At 39.6% G+C, this 16,566-nt stretch carries 10 protein-coding genes, 22 tRNA genes, 1 rRNA gene and 1 pseudogene; 3 read left to right on the top strand and 31 right to left on the bottom strand.

Features of this window, described 5'->3' with window-relative positions:
• Nucleotides 1-15 precede the first annotated feature (15 nt).
• Complete coding sequence (gene cspD, locus JFU54_RS07490) at nucleotides 16-216, bottom strand: cold-shock protein CspD (RefSeq protein WP_001193051.1); 201 nt, start codon at nucleotides 214-216, stop codon at nucleotides 16-18.
• A gap of 321 nt (nucleotides 217-537) precedes the next feature.
• Between cspD and JFU54_RS07485 the strand changes: the two genes are divergently transcribed.
• Nucleotides 538-1,320, top strand: coding sequence for a TIGR00266 family protein (locus JFU54_RS07485; protein WP_002015806.1), 783 nt, complete (start codon nucleotides 538-540; stop codon nucleotides 1,318-1,320).
• A gap of 79 nt (nucleotides 1,321-1,399) precedes the next feature.
• Here JFU54_RS07485 and JFU54_RS07480 read toward each other — a convergent pair.
• Nucleotides 1,400-1,486: pseudogene (locus JFU54_RS07480) on the bottom strand (MerR family transcriptional regulator); the annotation flags it as partial.
• A gap of 141 nt (nucleotides 1,487-1,627) precedes the next feature.
• Here JFU54_RS07480 and JFU54_RS07475 point away from each other — a divergent pair.
• Nucleotides 1,628-2,350, top strand: a complete 723-nt coding sequence (locus JFU54_RS07475) for a lipase family protein (protein WP_002089241.1) — start codon at nucleotides 1,628-1,630, stop codon at nucleotides 2,348-2,350.
• 319 nt (nucleotides 2,351-2,669) lie between these two features.
• Here JFU54_RS07475 and glgP read toward each other — a convergent pair whose 3' ends face one another.
• From glgP to JFU54_RS07445, 6 genes are all read right to left on the bottom strand, one after another.
• Nucleotides 2,670-5,078: a glycogen phosphorylase gene (glgP, locus tag JFU54_RS07470; RefSeq protein WP_201064085.1), complete on the bottom strand. Its 2,409-nt coding sequence runs from the start codon at nucleotides 5,076-5,078 to the stop codon at nucleotides 2,670-2,672.
• Between the two features lie 18 nt (nucleotides 5,079-5,096).
• Nucleotides 5,097-6,527, bottom strand: a complete 1,431-nt coding sequence (glgA, locus tag JFU54_RS07465; protein ID WP_201064084.1) for a glycogen synthase GlgA — start codon at nucleotides 6,525-6,527, stop codon at nucleotides 5,097-5,099.
• A 137-nt stretch (nucleotides 6,528-6,664) separates the two neighbouring features.
• Nucleotides 6,665-7,699, bottom strand: a complete 1,035-nt coding sequence (glgD, locus tag JFU54_RS07460; RefSeq protein ID WP_201064083.1) for a glucose-1-phosphate adenylyltransferase subunit GlgD — start codon at nucleotides 7,697-7,699, stop codon at nucleotides 6,665-6,667.
• 18 nt (nucleotides 7,700-7,717) lie between these two features.
• The gene (glgC, locus tag JFU54_RS07455; protein WP_002129671.1) at nucleotides 7,718-8,848 is read right to left on the bottom strand and encodes a glucose-1-phosphate adenylyltransferase; all 1,131 of its coding nucleotides are present in this window, start codon (nucleotides 8,846-8,848) and stop codon (nucleotides 7,718-7,720) included.
• The gene (gene glgB, locus JFU54_RS07450) at nucleotides 8,796-10,733 is read right to left on the bottom strand and encodes a 1,4-alpha-glucan branching protein GlgB (RefSeq protein ID WP_201064082.1); all 1,938 of its coding nucleotides are present in this window, start codon (nucleotides 10,731-10,733) and stop codon (nucleotides 8,796-8,798) included. Before glgB ends, glgC begins: the two co-directional genes overlap by 53 nt.
• Before the next feature lie 634 nt (nucleotides 10,734-11,367).
• Entirely contained in the window at nucleotides 11,368-12,312 is a 945-nt protein-coding gene (locus tag JFU54_RS07445; protein WP_002089250.1) for an L-lactate dehydrogenase, read from the bottom strand.
• Nucleotides 12,313-13,135: 823 nt separating this feature from the next.
• Here JFU54_RS07445 and JFU54_RS07440 point away from each other — a divergent pair.
• The gene (locus JFU54_RS07440; protein ID WP_201064080.1) at nucleotides 13,136-14,182 is read left to right on the top strand and encodes an FUSC family protein; all 1,047 of its coding nucleotides are present in this window, start codon (nucleotides 13,136-13,138) and stop codon (nucleotides 14,180-14,182) included.
• A 225-nt stretch (nucleotides 14,183-14,407) separates the two neighbouring features.
• Here the strand turns inward: JFU54_RS07440 and JFU54_RS07435 are convergent.
• The 23 genes from JFU54_RS07435 to rrf form a co-directional block, all read right to left on the bottom strand.
• Nucleotides 14,408-14,479 (bottom strand) — tRNA-Glu (locus JFU54_RS07435).
• A gap of 6 nt (nucleotides 14,480-14,485) precedes the next feature.
• Nucleotides 14,486-14,576 (bottom strand) — tRNA-Ser (locus tag JFU54_RS07430).
• A gap of 6 nt (nucleotides 14,577-14,582) precedes the next feature.
• Nucleotides 14,583-14,657: transfer RNA gene (locus tag JFU54_RS07425), tRNA-Asn, on the bottom strand.
• 7 nt (nucleotides 14,658-14,664) lie between these two features.
• A tRNA-Ile gene (locus JFU54_RS07420) sits at nucleotides 14,665-14,741 on the bottom strand.
• Nucleotides 14,742-14,747: 6 nt separating this feature from the next.
• Nucleotides 14,748-14,818, bottom strand: a tRNA-Gly gene (locus JFU54_RS07415).
• Nucleotides 14,819-14,831: 13 nt separating this feature from the next.
• Nucleotides 14,832-14,907: transfer RNA gene (locus tag JFU54_RS07410), tRNA-Lys, on the bottom strand.
• A 10-nt stretch (nucleotides 14,908-14,917) separates the two neighbouring features.
• Nucleotides 14,918-14,993: transfer RNA gene (locus JFU54_RS07405), tRNA-Thr, on the bottom strand.
• Nucleotides 14,994-15,007: 14 nt separating this feature from the next.
• A tRNA-Phe gene (locus JFU54_RS07400) sits at nucleotides 15,008-15,083 on the bottom strand.
• Nucleotides 15,084-15,097: 14 nt separating this feature from the next.
• A tRNA-Asp gene (locus tag JFU54_RS07395) sits at nucleotides 15,098-15,173 on the bottom strand.
• 3 nt (nucleotides 15,174-15,176) lie between these two features.
• A tRNA-Met gene (locus JFU54_RS07390) sits at nucleotides 15,177-15,253 on the bottom strand.
• A gap of 27 nt (nucleotides 15,254-15,280) precedes the next feature.
• A tRNA-Ser gene (locus JFU54_RS07385) sits at nucleotides 15,281-15,373 on the bottom strand.
• Between the two features lie 17 nt (nucleotides 15,374-15,390).
• Nucleotides 15,391-15,467: transfer RNA gene (locus JFU54_RS07380), tRNA-Ile, on the bottom strand.
• Nucleotides 15,468-15,471: 4 nt separating this feature from the next.
• A tRNA-Met gene (locus JFU54_RS07375) sits at nucleotides 15,472-15,548 on the bottom strand.
• 20 nt (nucleotides 15,549-15,568) lie between these two features.
• A tRNA-Ala gene (locus tag JFU54_RS07370) sits at nucleotides 15,569-15,641 on the bottom strand.
• 14 nt (nucleotides 15,642-15,655) lie between these two features.
• Nucleotides 15,656-15,729: transfer RNA gene (locus JFU54_RS07365), tRNA-Pro, on the bottom strand.
• Nucleotides 15,730-15,740: 11 nt separating this feature from the next.
• Nucleotides 15,741-15,814, bottom strand: a tRNA-Arg gene (locus tag JFU54_RS07360).
• A 3-nt stretch (nucleotides 15,815-15,817) separates the two neighbouring features.
• A tRNA-Leu gene (locus tag JFU54_RS07355) sits at nucleotides 15,818-15,906 on the bottom strand.
• A 16-nt stretch (nucleotides 15,907-15,922) separates the two neighbouring features.
• A tRNA-Gly gene (locus JFU54_RS07350) sits at nucleotides 15,923-15,997 on the bottom strand.
• A gap of 28 nt (nucleotides 15,998-16,025) precedes the next feature.
• Nucleotides 16,026-16,106 (bottom strand) — tRNA-Leu (locus JFU54_RS07345).
• A 23-nt stretch (nucleotides 16,107-16,129) separates the two neighbouring features.
• Nucleotides 16,130-16,205: transfer RNA gene (locus JFU54_RS07340), tRNA-His, on the bottom strand.
• 10 nt (nucleotides 16,206-16,215) lie between these two features.
• Nucleotides 16,216-16,291, bottom strand: a tRNA-Thr gene (locus tag JFU54_RS07335).
• A gap of 4 nt (nucleotides 16,292-16,295) precedes the next feature.
• A tRNA-Val gene (locus JFU54_RS07330) sits at nucleotides 16,296-16,371 on the bottom strand.
• Nucleotides 16,372-16,376: 5 nt separating this feature from the next.
• Nucleotides 16,377-16,492, bottom strand: a 5S ribosomal RNA gene (rrf, locus tag JFU54_RS07325).
• Nucleotides 16,493-16,566: the final 74 nt, after the last annotated feature.

Below are 16,566 nucleotides of genomic sequence, written 5' to 3'. Positions count from 1 at the left end.
TTTTTCGCTAGCTAATTAGTTTTTTGTAACGTTAGCTGCTTGTGGTCCGCGGTTTCCATCAACGATTTCGAAAGAAACTTCTTGACCTTCTTCTAAAGTTTTGAAGCCGTCGCCTTGAATAGCTGAGAAATGTACGAATACGTCTTCTCCGCCTTCAACTTCGATGAAGCCAAAACCTTTTTCGCCGTTAAACCATTTAACTTTACCTGTTTGCATGTCATGTACCTCCTAAATAAAAATGAAACTATGAATCCACATGAAAAGGTGGATATAAAGGACATGAATGTATAACAAGCTTACAGCCTTTAATACAACGTGCTTTATTTCCGTACCACATTATGTAGCTCAATAGTGTTTTCACTATATCATGCTATATCAAAAACGTCAAATGAGAACACTTTCGTCCCATCGTTTTTTATAATTCTAGTATAACCTTAAATTTTCATTCTATTTTTATTCAAAAATTAATAAAACTACAGTATTCTAATTCCTTTGATTTCTGTACAATATAATTACTACATATGATGAGGTGAAAAAATGCAAGCACATGAAATCGAGTATAAATTATATGGCGATGATATGCAGTTTGTTGAAATTGAATTGGATCCAGAAGAAAGCGTTGTCGCAGAGGCTGGCGCAATGATGATGATGGAAGATCATATCGAAATGGAAACGATTTTCGGTGATGGTTCTGGACCATCTAATGGTCTATTCGGTAAATTAATGGGCGCAGGTAAACGTCTCGTTACAGGTGAAAGTATGTTTATGACTGTATTTACAAATACAGGTCATGGCAAACGACACGTATCATTCGCCGCTCCTTATCCTGGAAAAATTATTCCTGTTGATTTAACAGAATATCAAGGAAAAGTAGTCTGCCAAAAAGATGCATTTCTTTGTGCCGCAAAAGGTGTTTCTATCGGAATTGAGTTTACTAAAAAAATAGGAACTGGTTTCTTCGGTGGTGAAGGTTTCATCATGCAGAAACTTGAAGGTGATGGTCTAGCTTTCATGCATGCAGGCGGAACTGTATATAAGCGCGAATTAAAACCTGGCGAGAAACTTCGCATTGATACAGGTTGTCTCGTTGCAATGACGAAAGATGTTAACTACGATGTTCAATTCGTTGGAAAAGTAAAAACAGCTCTATTTGGCGGCGAAGGTTTATTCTTCGCAACGCTAGAAGGTCCTGGAACGGTTTGGATTCAGTCCTTAACACTTAGCCGCTTAGCAGCACGTCTTACAAGCCCAGCAGCTCAAAACAGCGGTGAAGGTAGCGTTTTAGGCGGACTTGGTCGCCTTTTAGATGGGAAAGAGTAAAACACTAAAAACAGATAGTGCCCTTCATAGGGAACTATCTGTTTATTTTTGACTGTATAAACCATTTTTAATCATGTAATATTCCATCGTAATACTGTAGTTTCCGTATTGAGATACCTTTTCTCGTTGAAAACTCACCAATTGAATAGCCTTCCTTTTTGCTCATCCTACACTCCTCCTAACAATATGTTTACAAAAATCATACTCCCTCACGTAACTGTAGGTTCAAGCCTTTTTTCAAAAAGAATGAATCAAGTCCCTCACTGCATATATTGAACTATACCTTTTCTTAAGGAGGGCTTTCTTGATGCGTACTCCTTTATCCTTTGATAAAGATACTGCCATATTGTTAGCATCTTGCTGCGATCTAACGTATGAACAATATAAACAAAATGGCATTTTCGAAATACCCGATGGGTTCCAATATGTACAAGGGTTTCAAGGAAAGGCCATTCAAAAGACAGAATGGTTCGGATTCATATTAGAATCTGAGGATACGATTATTGTAGCTTTTAGGGGCACACAAACAGATACAGATTGGATTATCGATTCACTCGTTAACCAAAAGCCATACCCATATGCTTTAAATAGTGGAAATGTCCATAATGGCTTTCTTTCAATTTATGAATCTTGCCGGGATTCCATTATGGATATGCTCGTGTCATTACCAGCCCATAAGAAACTTCTTGCAACAGGCCATAGCTTAGGCGGTGCACTCGCTACACTACACATACTAGATGCACGTATAAATACTGCCTTCGCACAGTACGGTCTTTATACCTTTGCCTCTCCAAAAGTTGGAGATATCGCCTTTCGAAATTATTATAAACTGCAAGTAGCTAGTAGCTTTCGTTTTGTCAATTTATTCGATGTCGTTCCTCTTCTCCCTCCAAGAAATGTCCATTTTAATGATAAAGACTGGGAATATGCACACGTCCATCACAACATGACATTTACGAAAAATACAAAATCCATTACGAATAATCATTCCATTACAACATACAAAACATGTCTGACCTCTCATTTTTAACCAGTAAACAATTGGAAATTCAATATTTATATACTATAATAATCTATGAAATTACTTTCGGATGAGGGGACCTTACATGCTAAAATTTTTCTTTGCACTTTTTCTTATAATAATTTTTTCGTTTACAGGTTTCTTTACATTTTCATACTTTGCGACAGGGGAATATGACGGAACAGCTATAATATATACCGCTATCCCATTTCTTTCTTAAGCAACATAAGTAAAACGAGCTTAATCTCATTAAGCTCGTTTTATTTTTCTAAGCAAACGTATCCCTGTTTTAAAAATAAATAAAAGCCCCTTCAACAGGGGCTTTCATCTAAAATAGTTTAACAGTATTACCAATACCCCAAATTTCATTACTGTACTGCAAAATTGTTCGATCACTCGCAAAATGCCCCGATTGTGCAATGTTCAAAATCGACATTTCCAGCCATTTCTCCCTATTTTCGTAGGCCCTTCCGACAGCTTCTTGTCTTTCAGCATATGGGCTAAAATCTCGAAGAACGAAGTATTCATCATTTTGAATAACGAGAGAATCATAAATCGCTTCAAATTCAGCTCCCGACTGTGCAAAGAAACCATTCGTTAACTGATCTACTACTTTTTTAATGTGCATATTGTGGTGATAATAGTCACTTGCACGATATCCACCGTTTTGGTAGTAATGAAGAACCTCCTCCGCTGTTAAGCCGAAAATGAAGCAGGCATCATCACCGACCCGGTCTTTTATTTCAATATTAGCTCCATCTAATGTTCCGAGTGTAATTGCACCATTCATCATGAATTTCATGTTACCTGTTCCCGATGCTTCTTTACTCGCAGTTGAAATTTGTTCACTTACATCTGCCGCCGGGAATATATCTTCAGCTAAAGAAACTCGGTAGTTTTCTAGAAAGATAACTTTCATAAATTGACTTACGTACGGATCGGTATTCACTTTTCTTGCAAGCTCATTTATTAATTTAATAATTTTCTTCGCATAATAATAGCCAGGTGATGCTTTCGCTCCAAAAATAAAAGTACGCGGGTAAAATGAAAAACTAGTATCCTCTTTTAAACGGTTATACAAGTACAAAATATGAAGAACATTTAATAACTGTCGTTTATAGGCATGTAACCTTTTCACTTGCACATCAAAAATAGAATTTGGATCAATAGTGATCCCCATTTTATTATGAATGCTCTCCGCTAAAATAATCTTACGCTCTTGTTTTACCCCTGCAAGCTTTTCTTGAAAACTAGTATCATGTATGAAGTTTTGCAGTGCTTGCAGCTTAATTGGCTCTTTCTTCCATTCTTCTCCAATCGCTTCCGAAATAAGATTCGTCAGCTGTGGATTCGCCTTCATTAGCCAGCGCCTATGAGCAATTCCATTCGTTTTATTATTAAACTTATCTGGATAAAATTCATAGAACAATCGCATTTCACGCTGCTTTAAAATTTCTGTATGAATTTTCGCCACACCGTTAACGCTATGGCTACCAACAATCGCTAAATGAGCCATTTTCACAAGGTCATGCGCAATAATGGCCATGTCCTCAATACGCTTCCAATCGTACGAATAACGGTCCCAAAGCTCATGACAGAAACGTTCATTAATTTCTTCAATAATCATATAAATTCTCGGTAATAACGGTTTAAAAATGCGAATTGGCCATTTCTCAAGCGCTTCCGATAACGTCGTATGATTCGTATAGGAAATCGTCTGCGTTGTTATGTGCCAAGCTTCTTCCCATGTCAATTTTTCTTCGTCTAATAAAATACGCATAAGTTCTGGAATTGCTAGAACCGGATGTGTATCGTTTATATGAATCGCGATTTTTTCATGTAACTGACGAAGACTACCGTGTCTCTCCCTATGCATACGAACGATATTTTGCAAACTTGCTGATACGAGGAAATACTGTTGTTTTAAACGAAGTATTTTCCCCTCATCATGCGTATCATCTGGATATAAAAACTCCGATACGGCCTCTGTTTCACGCTTATATTTCAAAATATCTTTACAATTTTGCGGGAAAGGAACTGGCTCCGCATTCCAAAGCCGAAGCGTATTTACAGTACTCGTTTCATACCCTACAACTGGAACGTCATATGGTACTGCCATAATAACTTCTGCATTTGTATGCCTGAACTCTAAACGTCCATCAATTTCTAGTGGTTCAACGTTTCCAAAATAACTTACTTCTACGGCTTGGTCATACCTTCTTACTTCCCAAACGTTTTCATGAAGAAGCCACTGTTCTGGAAATTCTACTTGATAGCCATCAACAATTTTTTGATCAAACAGACCATGCTTATAACGAATACCACAGCCATGTCCTGGTAAGTTTAAAGAAGCGAGTGAATCGAGGAAACAGGCTGCTAAACGTCCAAGTCCGCCGTTACCAAGGCCAGCATCTGCTTCAATCTCTTCTAACTCGTGCAAAGAAATTCCAAGTTCAAAAAGTCCTTTTTCACATACATCTCGAATGCCTAAATTTAATATGTTACTGCCTAGTAAACGCCCAAGTAAAAATTCAATGGATAAATAATACATTTGTTTTTGATCTCCAGAACGATAACTTTCATTCGTTGCAATCCATTGACTATTCATATACTCACGTACCATATGACCGAGCGTATTATACTGATCACGAGTTGTAGAATCTTTGAAACTTTTCCCATACATCGTTTCTAATTTTTCTAGAAAAGCGGATTTGAAGCTTTCAACATGAGTAAACATTTTTTCACCACCTCAATGTTATTCCATGAGACTTTTATACAATTTCTTGTATGCAAGAGCAGATTTCCCCCAGCTATAATCTTCAGTCATCGCTTGCTTTACAAGCTTATCCCATACCGGTTTATCTTGATAAAACTCAATTGCACGAAGAATCGTATGTAACATGTCATGCGCATTAAAATTCGTAAAGCTAAAGCCATTCCCAATTCCAGTTTCCTCATCGTAAGAATGTACAGTATCATTTAATCCGCCTGTTTCTCTTACAATTGGAATCGTGCCATATGCTAGCGCAATAAGTTGTCCAAGTCCACACGGTTCAAACAGCGATGGCATTAAAAACAAATCGCTTCCCGCGTACACTTGGTGCGCTAACGCTTCATTAAATCCAATATATACTTTTACCTTTTCTGGATATTCGTATGCCATCCATTCAAAGAACTGCTCGTATTCAGAATCGCCTGATCCCAAAATAATACATTGTACATCTTCTTCCATTATTTCACGGAATACAGTACGTACTAGATCAAGCCCCTTTTGCTTCGTCAATCGTGTTACCATCGAAATAACTGGTGTATCTTCTTTTTCTGGTAAACCAAAATAACGCTGCAATGCGCGTTTATTTTCATTCTTTTCATCTAGCGATTCTGCACTATACTGAGCCGTAATATATGGATCTGTTTCTGGATTATATACGCTCGTATCAATTCCATTTACAATGCCACTAAGCTTATCATTATATTTTCGTAGCAATCCATCTAACTTCTCACCGAAAAACTCATATTGAATCTCTTCTTTATATGTCGGGCTAACCGCTGTAATTTGGTCAGATGCGATAATACCGCCTTTCATAAAGTTCACGTTTCCATAAAACTCAAGCTGTTCACTATGAAAATATTCATGACCAAGCTCCAGTAAGTCGTACATCACTTCAGGAGGAAATACACCTTGGAACTGCAAGTTATGAATCGTATATACCGTTTTAATATGCTCATATAACGGGTTATCTTGATACTTTTCACGAAGTAAGAAATTAACCATAGCTGTATGCCAATCATGGCTATGAAGAACATCTACTTCGAAATCAAGATGCGGAATACACTCTAAAACTGCTTTTGAAAAATAAGAAAAACGCTCCCCATCATCATAATGGCCATATAGAGAATCTCTCTTAAAATAATATTCATTGTCTATTAAGTAATACGTAATCCCGTCCTGCTCACCTTTTAAAATCCCGCAATATTGATTTCTCCATCCAAGGGGAACGCTAATTACTTTATGAAGCGTACATCCTTCTCTTAACTCTTTCGGGATAAGACTGTAGTTTGGAAGTATAATGCGAACATTCACTCCTAATTTTTTTAATTCTTTTGGAAGCGCTCCTGCTACATCAGCTAGACCTCCGGATTTAATAAACGGTACACATTCTGATACTGCAAATAAAATATTCACCTGTTGTTCCACTGCACGAAAAGCGTATACATCATAAATCGCTCTTCTTACAGCTTCCTCCCTTCAAGTTTTCATATAGAGTAAAACCTTAATTAGTGGGGGTTTTCTAAATCCCCCACTAATTATGCACCTGCTATTTACGAATAACTGTTGATTGTACTATTTTGTACACTACCTTTTTCTACAACATATGGCTCATCGGTATTTCCTTTTAACACTACGCCGTCACCAATTTTCACGTCTTTATCAATAATAACACCGTCTATTATGCAATTATCTCCAATTTGGCTCTTTTGCATAATAATACTATTACGAACAATTGAACCTTTTCCAATTTTAACAGAACGGGAGACAACACTATTTTCTACTTCACCCTCAATAATACTGCCGTTTGCAATCATCGTATTTTTCACTACTGCACCCTTCACATAACGAGTTGGTGGCTCATCTTTTACTTTCGTAAAGATTGGTGCTTCTTTCTTAAATAATTGCTTCCAAATAGAAGGCTGCAAAATTTCTAGGCTATGTTTATAGTAACTTTCAATAGAATCAATAATAGCTACATATCCTGTATGTTCGTACGTAGTAATATGCAGTGATTTCCCGCTCTTTTCTCTCACTACATCAAATAAACTGTATTGCTCCACATCTTTATATGTCTCAAATAAGTCTAGCAATAATTGTTTCTTTAACACATATGTTTGAAGCGAAACCCCTTCATGACAAACTTCAGTAATATCTGCAGACGTATGTATATGTCGCTCTAACACCGCTTGAAAGTTTAACGCTGTTACAAGATGGCTATTCGTAATAACAACATATTCTTCTCTGCTTCTTAGAAAATAATCAATATGTCTTCTAAAATGTGCAAAAGATCCAAATTCGTCATGATCACATTGGCAGTTCGGTGGGAATAAAAACAGCCCATCACGCTTTCTATCTAAATCCCACTGTTTTCCTGAACCGACATGATCCATTAAAGAACGATTTTTATGACTTGTAAAAACCGCCACGCTATGAATATTAGAATTCACCATATTTGAAAGCATGAAATCAATGAGGCGATAACGGCCTCCAAACGGTAACGCCGCTAATGAACGATGCCCTGTTACTTTCTTTAAGGAAGGAAAACTTCCCGTTGCATTAATAATTCCTAACATTTTTTCTCCCATTCATTTCATCCCCCTTTTCTATTTTCCTTCAGCAATTAGTACTACATCATCAACATTTTTTTCTGGACGAATTATTGTCCCATCTTCAATAACCATTTCCGATCCAACGATCGCTCTTTCAATCACAACGTTTTTACCAATCTTTGCCCCCGGCATAACGACAGAATCGATTACCATACTACCTTCTTCCACCGTCACTCCTTGGAATAAAACAGAATGCTTCACGTCCCCTTCAATGACGCACCCTTCATTAATAAGTGACTCTTCTACTTTTGCCTTTTCTGCAATATATTGAGGCGGCTCGTTTGGATTTACAGAATAAATGCGCCAATTACGATCGTTCAAGTTCAACGATGTTTCATCGCGAAGTAAATCCATATTCGCTTCCCATAAGCTTTTCACCGTTCCAACATCTTTCCAATATCCTTCAAATGGATACGCCATCAACTTCTTCCCTTCATCTAACAAGAGCGGAAGTACATCTTTTCCGAAGTCATTACTAGATTCAGGGTTTCTTGCATCCATCTCTAAATATTCTTTTAAAATAGCCCAGTTAAAAATATAAATTCCCATTGATGCAAGATTACTTCTTGGAAATTGCGGTTTCTCCTCAAATTCAACAACTTCCATCTCTTCATTTGTATTCATGATGCCAAAGCGACTTGCTTCATCCCACGGCACTTCAATAACAGAAATCGAAACGTCCGCTTCTTTCTCAATATGGTAATCTAGCATTTTGCTGTAATCCATTTTATAAATATGATCGCCTGATAAAATAAGGACATATTCTGGTTCATACTGACTTAAATAGTTTAAATTTTGATAAATAGCACTTGCCGTACCTGTATACCACTTCACACCTGAAGACTCCGCATAAGGAGGTAACACAGTGACTCCACCGTTTACACGATCAAGATCCCAAGCATTTCCGATTCCAATATAATTATGAAGTTCTAACGGTTGATATTGTGTTAAAATCCCCACTGTTTCAATACCGGAGTTTGCACAGTTACTTAACGTAAAATCAATAATGCGATATTTACCACCAAATGGAACAGCTGGCTTGGCTAAATTTTTTGTTAATGCACTTAAACGACTACCTTTTCCCCCTGCTAGTAACATTGCTACGCACTTTTGTTTTTGAGCCATCTTGTTTTTTGCTCCCCTTTCTCGTCTTCACTGGTCGTAATATGGATACGCCAAATGGTGGAATTGTAATTTCTACATGTGCCGCTTGATTATGATATGGCTCCAGAATCGTCTTGAGACGTTTCTTATTAACTTGCCCCGATCCGCCATATTGCGCCGAGTCACTGTTTAAAATTTCGTTATAGTACTCGAAGTCTGGTACACCTACTTTATAGTTTTCATATGTAGCTTTCGTAAAATTACATACGATAACTAACGCATCTTCCTGCTTATCCCCTTGGCGGATAAACGAGAAAATACTTTGCTCATTATTATTAGCATCAATCCACTGAAATCCTTCAGGCGAGTGATCTAACTGCCAAAGTGGTTTTGAGCGCTTATACAATGCTATGAGCTCTTTAAAGTAATCATGCATATTACGATGCATTTCAAAATCATGTAAATTCCAATCTAAATCTTCAAGGTCTTTCCACTCATCAAATTGCCCGAATTCTCCACCCATAAAGAGTAATTTCTTACCTGGATGAGTAAAGAAATATCCATATAATAAACGAAGCTGAGCAAACTTATCCCAGTAATCTCCTGGCATTTTATTTAATAACGACTTTTTCCCATGAACGACTTCATCATGAGAAAGCGGCAATATGAAGTTTTCAGAGTGAGCATATATTAAAGAGAATGTCATTTTCTCATGAATGTATTTCCGGTACTCTGGCGCACATTCCATATATTTCAGCACATCATTCATCCAACCCATATTCCATTTATAATTGAATCCAAGTCCACCCTCGTATGTTGGAGCTGTTACAAGTGGCCAAGCTGTTGAATCTTCCGCTGTCATAAGAAACTCTTCATCTTCTGCAAACACGGCTTCATTTAACTCTCGTAAAAAAGAAACAGCATGTTCATTGCTTTGCTCTTTTCCTTCTTTATTCCAGTACAGCATATTCGCAACTGCATCTACCCTGAAACCATCAATATGGAAATGCCTCATCCAAAATAACGCATTTGAAATTAAGAAATTACGTACTTCTCTCTTCCCTAAATCAAAATTAACAGTTCCCCATACAAGGTTTTCTTGTACGTCTCTATCTTTATATTCATAAGTCGGTGTCCCATCAAACAAATATAAACCGTGAGCATCTTTACAAAAATGCCCCGGTACCCAATCTAAAATGACACCGATTCCATATTTATGACATTCATCGACAAAATACATCAAATCATGTGGCGTGCCGAATCTACTTGTCGCTGCATAATATCCTGTTCCTTGATATCCCCAAGAACGGTCATAGGGATGCTCAACAAGCGGCATAATTTCAATATGTGTAAATTGATGTTCCACCACATACGGAATGAGCTCCTCGGCCATTTCTCTGTAAGAATACAGAGCGCCATCCTCTTTCTTTTTCCAAGAACCGAAATGTAATTCATAAACTGTCATCGCTTCTTTATAAATCGATTTTTTCTTTCTCTTACGAATCCAGTTTTTATCATTCCATTCATATCCCTCTATATCAAAAACTACAGATGCCGTATTTGGTCTTACTTCTGCATATACTGCGTAAGGATCTGCTTTTAAAATAACGTCACCATCCATCGTTTCAATCGCATACTTATATATCTCATTCTCTTCAATATGCGGTACAAACAAGGACCAAATCCCCTCTTCTGTCACTTGTAGCATCTTATGTTGCTCATAATCCCATTCATTAAAATCCCCAACAACACTCATTGCTTTCGCATGAGGAGCCCATACTGTGAATCGTACACCTCGCATCCCATCTTCCGTCACAATATGTGCCCCAAAGATGTTATAACTGTCATAGTACTTTTCTGTATGAAACTCATCTCGTTTCACTTCTTCACAATTTATTACATCCAATATGTTCACCTCACTAAGATGACAGAAATTTTTTACTCTTTATCATTTCTGCGAAAAACTGAAATATCCTTGTTATTTTTTTAAAAAATATTCGTTTTTTTCTTAAATTTCACTTAAAATGTTCACATTTTTCGTGTAAATTATCGAATTTTGACGAATATTCATTGCAAGCGCTTCATTTCCCTTACTATTTCTCGCCTTTCATTGTTGCTCAATATTTATTTTATTGGTTTCTCTCTGTATTTCACGCTCTTTCCACGTAAAATACATGCGAAATAATCTATTGTTTAAAAATATTTCTCAACATTTTTTGTCCCAAATTTTATCACTTCCCGACGGAAAACTCCCACCTCAAGGAATATCTAATGAGTATGCGGGAGATGAATGCCGTTTTGGAAAAATCGCCACAAGGTTAACTCCTAAAGAATAAGGTGAAACTCTGCTCGCAAATAGTGGGATAACGCACAAAAGCACTCTATTCAAAAATAGAGTGCTTTTTCTATAAACGACCCTTCTCCAGCAAAAGGGGTATATTGGGGATATACAAGGGAAACCGGAAAAGGAATTTATATTAAATTATATAAAAACTCAGAGGTAGGAAGCAGTTTCCCGCCTCTGAATTATTTAGCAATTATTATAGTACTGGTGCCATTGTTTCTTTTAATACTTTTACAGAATGAGCGAACTTCACTTTTTCTTCTTCGTTTAATTCAAGTTCTACGATTTCACGTACACCTTCGCGGTTAATAACAGCTGGAACACCTACGTAAGCATCTTTCTCACCATATTGACCTTCAAGGTATGCAGATACAGTTAATACGCTGTTCTCGTTGCTTAAGATCGCTTTAGTTACACGAAGTAGTGACATACCGATTCCGTAGTAAGTTGCGCCTTTACGCTCAATAATGTGGTAAGCTGCATCGCGTACATTTTCAAAGATTTTATCTAAATCTTCTTGGTTATACTGTTCGTTGTTCGCTAAGATTGTTTCTAGTTTTTGTACACCTACAGTAGCGTGGCTCCATACTGGAAGTTCAGTGTCACCATGCTCACCAACGATGTAAGCATGAACGTTACGTGGATCTACATCTAAGTAGTCACCTAACATGTAACGGAAACGAGCAGAGTCTAAAGTAGTACCAGAACCGATTACGCGCTCTTTCGGTAAACCAGATTCTTTCCAAGTTACGTAAGTTAAAATATCAACTGGGTTAGTTGCGATTAAGAAGATTCCATCGAATCCGCTATCCATAATACCACGAACAATTTGTTTAAAGATCTTTGTATTTTTCTCAACTAAGTCTAAACGAGTTTCGCCTGGCTTTTGTGGTAATCCAGCAGTGATAACTACTAAATCTGCATCTTTACAATCTGCATAGCTACCGCTCCAAACTTTTGTTGGTGCTGGAGAGAATGGTACCGCATGGCTTAAGTCCATTGCTTCTCCTTCTGCTTTTGCTTCATTAACATCTACTAGTACGAATTCTTCAGCTACACCTTGGTTGATCATTGAGTAAGCGTAACTGCAACCTACAGCTCCTGTTCCTACTAATACTACGCGATTGATACCTTTTTTCATGTTAATTTCCCCTTTCAATTGTTTACATCTATTTTTTATTATTGTTTAAGTAATTAATTAAAATACTAATTTAATGTTGTTTAACTTCTTTACATACATATTGTATCACGGATCATTGTGAATTCCTTCACAAATTATGACCTATTTGTGAACTTTTTCACATAGAGTGTAAAGTTATCGTGGTAGGTGTGGAATCAATACCAACTTATGCGTTTTATTTAGATTGTGAAAAGAGTTCTGGTGATAAGTGAACTTATATCGGCGATCCGACAAGGAATATCGACTTGCCGACAAAGAAGCTGTCTCCAATAGATTACCCATTTAGAGACAGCTTTTCTTCTATCTATATTATTTATCCTGCTATTTGTGGGCAGTAAGACTCCCACCTCAAAATTTGGCTGGAGCGAAGAAGTTAGGTGGGAGTCGTGCTGCCCGTAAACGCCCGATTAGTGAAGGCTAATAATCAGTGGGGATGAACAAAACCACTGATTAAAGTTTCACTTTATTTTCCGCAGTAGCCCCTAATACAGCGGCCTTCACATAATTCTTATCATTTAACTTTTGTAAATCCGCAGTAATACTTTTAGAGGTTTCTATACGGGGTCACTATACATTGCCATCAACTTAAGAAATTGGCATTTCCCCATATCGAAAAAAATGAGCGAAATTATTATAAATAACTCTGGAAAGATAAAATTTTCATTTTGGGGATACTTCAAAATATTAGCCTGATGGACATAGGTATCACCACATGTCCATGGATTAAAGAAAGAGCCTATTATTAAACTGTACCCTACTCTTTGGGTCGGAAGAGGTGCTATAGATGAATGTAAAGACATATAGGGCTCAAGTGTTTTCTTGGTCTAAGGAGGCCAAGGTAGAAATAGTAGAACTCATTTCCGCCGGCATAGGTATGGCCGGACCTGTTCTGTTCGCCACAGTTCTAGGCTATCCCGCTCTTGGTTTTGCTGCATCGGTCGGCAGTTTGGCAGTCAGTAGCGTGAAAGTCGGTTCGAGTTTTATAAATCACGGAAAAAAGCTGGCATCAGCGCTGATATCAGTAGTGCTCGCTGCGATTGCTGCTGTTCTCTCTTTCGGACATGGCTATCTGACATTTGGAGTCTTGATCCTGCTAGTAAGCCTTGCTGCGTTAATTGGCGGGTGTAGTCGTGCCTTGGCGGTGGCAACAACACGCTTTATCGTATTCCTGATTATCATCCTCAACATGGTCGACCAGACGGAGTACCGGCTGGAACTAATTTTTTCAATCTTAGCAGGGGCGATTTGGACCGTCAGTATCAGCTTGGTGCTAAGCATCTGGGTACACCGTTGTTTTAAATCATCGCTGGATGGAGCTGTGAAAGGGCCAACATCGAAAAAAATCATTCTATGGCGGAATTCTCTTGCACACCTATCCGGTTGGCAATTCCCCATCAGGCTCGCATTATGTCTAGGTATAGCTGAGGGATTGCGAATACTTTGGCCCGAGCACCACTTCTATTGGATTGCAATTACCGTAGTGATCCTTACTCAGCGGAAAATAGAACTCTTTCCAATCAAAACAACACAACGAGTGCTTGGTACAGTAATCGGCGTGATTGTTGCGAGCTTGCTTCTCGCAACTAGTCTACCAATTTGGGGGTTGGTTATAAGTATCGGGCTATTCGCAGGTGTTCGACCTCTTCTAAAGGTTCGAAATTATCTTGTATACTCTGCAACCATGATCCCGCTCATTATTTTGATCATGGAAGCCGGCAAGCCGTTCCAGTTTATCATTCTGTTCGACCGTGTATTTGCAACCCTTATCGGTGCAGTCATCGTGATTGCAGTGAACTTGTTATTCAGTAGAGCGATGGCGAAATCAGTGTAAAGGTGGTTATCTAGCGAAAGATGCTTTAATATTTCGGGTATCTTTTCCAGTTGAACAAAATTCCCCGCTATAATGACCTTTTCATACTCCATCGCTCTCTCCTTTCTATTAATTAGACGATTCAAATAGAAAAAAGTATACAATTCCTCAAAAAAAAGCAGACGATTCAACGTCCACTTTTATACAACAAAAAAGAGATAGCAGATTATGCTATCTCTTTTAGTATGACCCGTACGGGATTCGAACCCGTGTTACCGCCGTGAAAGGGCGGTGTCTTAACCACTTGACCAACGGGCCAAAATCTGGCAGAGAAGAAGGGATTCGAACCCTCGCACCGCGTTCGCGATCTACTCCCTTAGCAGGGGAGCCCCTTGAGCCACTTGGGTACTTCTCTATAATATGGCTCCGCAGGTAGGACTCGAACCTACGACCGATCGGTTAACAGCCGATAGCTCTACCACTGAGCTACTGCGGAATAATTATGGTGGGCCTAAATGGACTCGAACCATCGACCTCACGCTTATCAGGCGTGCGCTCTAACCAGCTGAGCTATAGGCCCATAAAAAGCGGGTGAAGAGAATCGAACTCTCGACCAGAGCTTGGAAGGCTCTTGTTTTACCACTAAACTACACCCGCATTAAATTAAAAATGGTGAGCCATGAAGGATTCGAACCTTCGACCCTCTGATTAAAAGTCAGATGCTCTACCAACTGAGCTAATGGCTCATTTTGAAAGTGGTGCCGGCTAGAGGACTTGAACCCCCAACCTACTGATTACAAGTCAGTTGCTCTACCAATTGAGCTAAGCCGGCTTGCGATTTCAAAATGGTGGCTCGGGACGGAATCGAACCGCCGACACGAGGATTTTCAGTCCTCTGCTCTACCGACTGAGCTACCGAGCCTTTATGTAAAAAAATGGCGGTCCCGACCGGGGTCGAACCGGCGATCTCCTGCGTGACAGGCAGGCATGTTAACCACTACACCACGGGACCATTTGGTTGCGGGGACAGGATTTGAACCTGCGACCTTCGGGTTATGAGCCCGACGAGCTACCGTACTGCTCCACCCCGCGATGATATAATATTTAATTTAGAAAAAATGGAGGAGGTAGAGGGATTCGAACCCCCGCGCGACTCTCGCCGCCTGTCGGTTTTCAAGACCGATCCCTTCAGCCGAACTTGGGTATACCTCCGAGATATGAACTTTGAGTGGTGGACCTTGTAGGACTCGAACCTACGACCGGACGGTTATGAGCCGTCTGCTCTAACCAGCTGAGCTAAAGGTCCTTTATGGTAGCGGCGGAGGGGATCGAACCCCCGACCTCACGGGTATGAACCGTACGCTCTAGCCAGCTGAGCTACACCGCCATAAGTTATATTCAAATAAGTGGAGCCTAGCGGGATCGAACCGCTGACCTCCTGCGTGCAAGGCAGGCGCTCTCCCAGCTGAGCTAAGGCCCCATATTTTGAAAATATCGGGAAGACAGGATTTGAACCTGCGACCCCCTGGTCCCAAACCAGGTGCTCTACCAAGCTGAGCCACTTCCCGTTAATAAAAAACGCGCCCGAGAGGAGTCGAACCCCTAACCTCTTGATCCGTAGTCAAACGCTCTATCCAATTGAGCTACGGGCGCATATGGTGCCGAGGGCGGGGGTCGAACCCGCACGGTGGTCACCCACCGCAGGATTTTAAGTCCTGTGCGTCTGCCTGTTCCGCCACCCCGGCATGTCATACTGAAAATTGGAGCGGAAGACGGGATTCGAACCCGCGACCCCAACCTTGGCAAGGTTGTATTCTACCACTGAACTACTTCCGCAAGACATGTTTGAGTTATTTTATTAAAGTGCGGGTGAAGGGAGTCGAACCCCCACGCCAAAGGCGCTAGATCCTAAGTCTAGTGCGTCTGCCAATTCCGCCACACCCGCATATTATAATTTAAAAAGAAAAATGGGGCGACTGATGGGAATTGAACCCACGAGTGCCGGAGCCACAATCCGGTGCGTTAACCACTTCGCCACAACCGCCATGATTTTCTGGTGCCGACTAGAGGACTTGAACCCCCAACCTACTGATTACAAGTCAGTTGCTCTACCAATTGAGCTAAGTCGGCTAAATGGTGGAGGATGACGGGATCGAACCGCCGACCCCCTGCTTGTAAGGCAGGTGCTCTCCCAGCTGAGCTAATCCTCCGAATTGCCTGGCAACGTCCTACTCTCACAGGGACAAGGTCCCAACTACCATCGGCGCTAGAGAGCTTAACTTCCGTGTTCGGTATGGGAACGGGTGTGACCTCTCTGCCATCATTACCAGACTGTATTCATTTAAGACAAGAATTATCATAACTTATTCGACATTTAAAGTCAACAAGTTTTTTATATTCTTTCA

The organism is Bacillus sp. TH19 (genome assembly GCF_016651075.1).
In the GTDB taxonomy this organism is placed as follows: Bacteria; Bacillota; Bacilli; order Bacillales; family Bacillaceae_G; genus Bacillus_A; species Bacillus_A mycoides.
This window is presented reverse-complemented; position numbering and strand designations above follow the sequence as displayed.